Raw genomic sequence first — 2,531 nt, forward strand, 5'->3', positions numbered from 1 at the left:
ACTAATTTGAATAATTACAGTTCTGGTTCTCACGAAATATTTTTACGTTATGAAATATTTAAAAATAACGATAAAATAACAACTCCGAGATTCTTCTAGAAATTAAGTCTATGAAAAAAAATATACTCCTTTACATGGCAATAATAAGTTTTGTTAGTTTTAAAGGAAATGCACAAGATTCAAAAATTTATGTAACTGATAAAATAAGCGACAAATATGCATATGTAGACATCATCAAAACCTATGAAAGGATTGCTGAAAAAGGATATAAATCCGAAGATTTATTTAAAAAAATTGGAGATTCCTATTACTCAAAGGCAGACTTTGATAAAGCAGCAGAATGGTATTGTGAATTATTTGACATAAGCAATGATTTAGAACCTGAATATTATTATCAATATGCTAAGTGTTTACTTTTTATTGGTCAAGTTGATAATGCCAATAAAATATTAGAAAAATTAAAACAAAAATCTGGGGTAATAAAAAAGAAAATAACGATAAAATAACAACTCCGAGATTCTTTTAAAAACAATTATTATGAAAAAAAATATACTCCTTTACATAACAATAGTAACTATTTTTTCTATTAACATTTATTCCCAAAAAGCAAAATTGGCCACAGCCGATAAAGAGTATGACGGATATGCTTATGTAGATGCCATCAAAACCTATGAAAGAATTGCTGAAAAAGGATATAAATCAATCGATATGTATAAAAAGTTAGGCAATGCTTATTACTTTAATGCTCAGTTCGATAATGCTGCTAAATGGTATGGCGAATTGTTTACTTTGGACACCTCCAATTTAGAATCTGAATATTATTATCGCTATGCTCAGTCCTTAAGAGCAATCAATCAAAATGATAAGGCAAATGAGATGATGGAACTTTTCAACCAAAAATCATCAAACGATAGCAGAGCTCAGTTATTTAAAAAAAATACCAACTATTTAGAAGCTATAAAAGCAAATTCCGGAAGATACAATATTGAAGATGCCGGAATAAATTCTATCTATTCTGATTATGGAACTGCTATATATTTGAATAAACTAGTTTTTGCTTCTGCTAGAGATACTGGAAGTCTTGGACAAAGAAAGCACAAATGGACCAATCAATATTTCACAAACTTATACTCGGCTGATTTAGCAGATGATATGACTCCAAGTGCTCCTAAAAAGTTTGATGGAACCATTAATTCAAAATTCCATGAATCTACTCCTACTTTTAGCTCTGATGGAAAAACTATGTATTTTTCACGAAATAACTATCTCGATGGCAAAAAAGGAAAAGATGGAAATAAAATTACTTTAATAAAAATATACAAAGCCACTCTGGAGAATGACAAATGGACTAATGTAACCGAACTCCCTTTTGACAGTGACAACTATAGTACAGCACATCCTGCATTAAGTCCTGATGGGAAAACGCTGTATTTTGCCTCTGATATGCCAGGAACTTTAGGACAATCTGATTTGTTCAAAGTAACCATAAATGAAGACGGTACTTATGGAACTCCAGAAAATTTAGGGAATGCTATTAATACAGAAGGCAGAGAAACCTTCCCTTTTATTAATGATGAAAATGAAATTTACTTTGCTTCTGATGGACATCCTGGACTTGGAGGATTAGATGTTTTTATGTCTAAAATAAATGAGCAAGGAACTTTTAGTGATGTTCAAAATGTAGGAGCTGATGTCAACTCTCCTAAAGACGACTTCGCTTATTTAATAGATACAAAATCAAGAAGAGGTTTTTTTACTTCCAATAGAGATGGTGGTCAGGGTTATGATGATATTTATAAATTTTTAGAAAAAAGAAGACTTATTAGCGAGCAACTTCTTTATGGTGAAATAACAGATGTAAAAACAAAAGAACTACTGGCTAACACTAAAATAACCTTATACGATAATCAATTTAAAGTTGTCAATAATGCCACTTCTGATGATAATGGAAAATATAGCTTTACGGTGGAAGTTGGAAAGACTTACAGTATAAAAGCTGAAAAACCAGAATACACAACCAAAGAAGAAAAAATTACTATCTCTGCAGCAAATGAAAAAACATATTTACCAATCGCTTTAGAAAAAGAAATATGTAAAGTAGCAGTTGGTGATGATTTGGGTAAATGTTTTGGTATCAAAATGATCTATTTTGATTTAGATAAATCCAACATCAGACCAGAAGCAGCTCTGGATTTAGAAAAAATATTAGATGTTTTAAATCAAAATCCTACAATGAAAATTGATATTCGGTCGCATACTGATAGTAGACAAACCTTCAAATACAATGAAGCATTATCTGAAAGAAGAGCTAAATCAACAATCAACTGGTTAGTTAAAAATGGAATTGATCAAAGTAGATTAACAGGAAAAGGATATGGTGAAACTCAACTAGTAAACAAATGCAGTGACAATGTCGTTTGTACAGAAGAAGAACACCAACTTAACAGAAGAAGTGAATTTATTATTACTGATTTGTAATCCTATTTAATTTTTAGACTCTCTAGAGATAGCCTTTTTTTTGACCTCTATTT

The 2,531-nt window shown here is 30.4% G+C and carries 2 protein-coding genes and 1 pseudogene; all 3 read left to right on the plus strand.

The genetic code is table 11. The annotated features are described in order from the left end of the window. Positions 1–99, plus strand: a pseudogene (locus DFR66_RS14205) (PorP/SprF family type IX secretion system membrane protein); the annotation flags it as partial. An 11-nt stretch (positions 100–110) separates the two neighbouring features. Next, positions 111–506: a tetratricopeptide repeat protein gene (locus DFR66_RS13730; RefSeq protein WP_114755382.1), complete on the plus strand. Its 396-nt coding sequence runs from the start codon at positions 111–113 to the stop codon at positions 504–506. Positions 507–537: 31 nt separating this feature from the next. Then, entirely contained in the window at positions 538–2,478 is a 1,941-nt protein-coding gene (locus DFR66_RS13735) for an OmpA family protein (protein ID WP_114755383.1), read from the plus strand. Positions 2,479–2,531: the final 53 nt, after the last annotated feature.

Origin of the sequence: Flavobacterium glaciei (assembly GCF_003350545.1) — a bacterium.
In the GTDB taxonomy this organism is placed as follows: Bacteria; Bacteroidota; Bacteroidia; order Flavobacteriales; family Flavobacteriaceae; genus Flavobacterium; species Flavobacterium glaciei.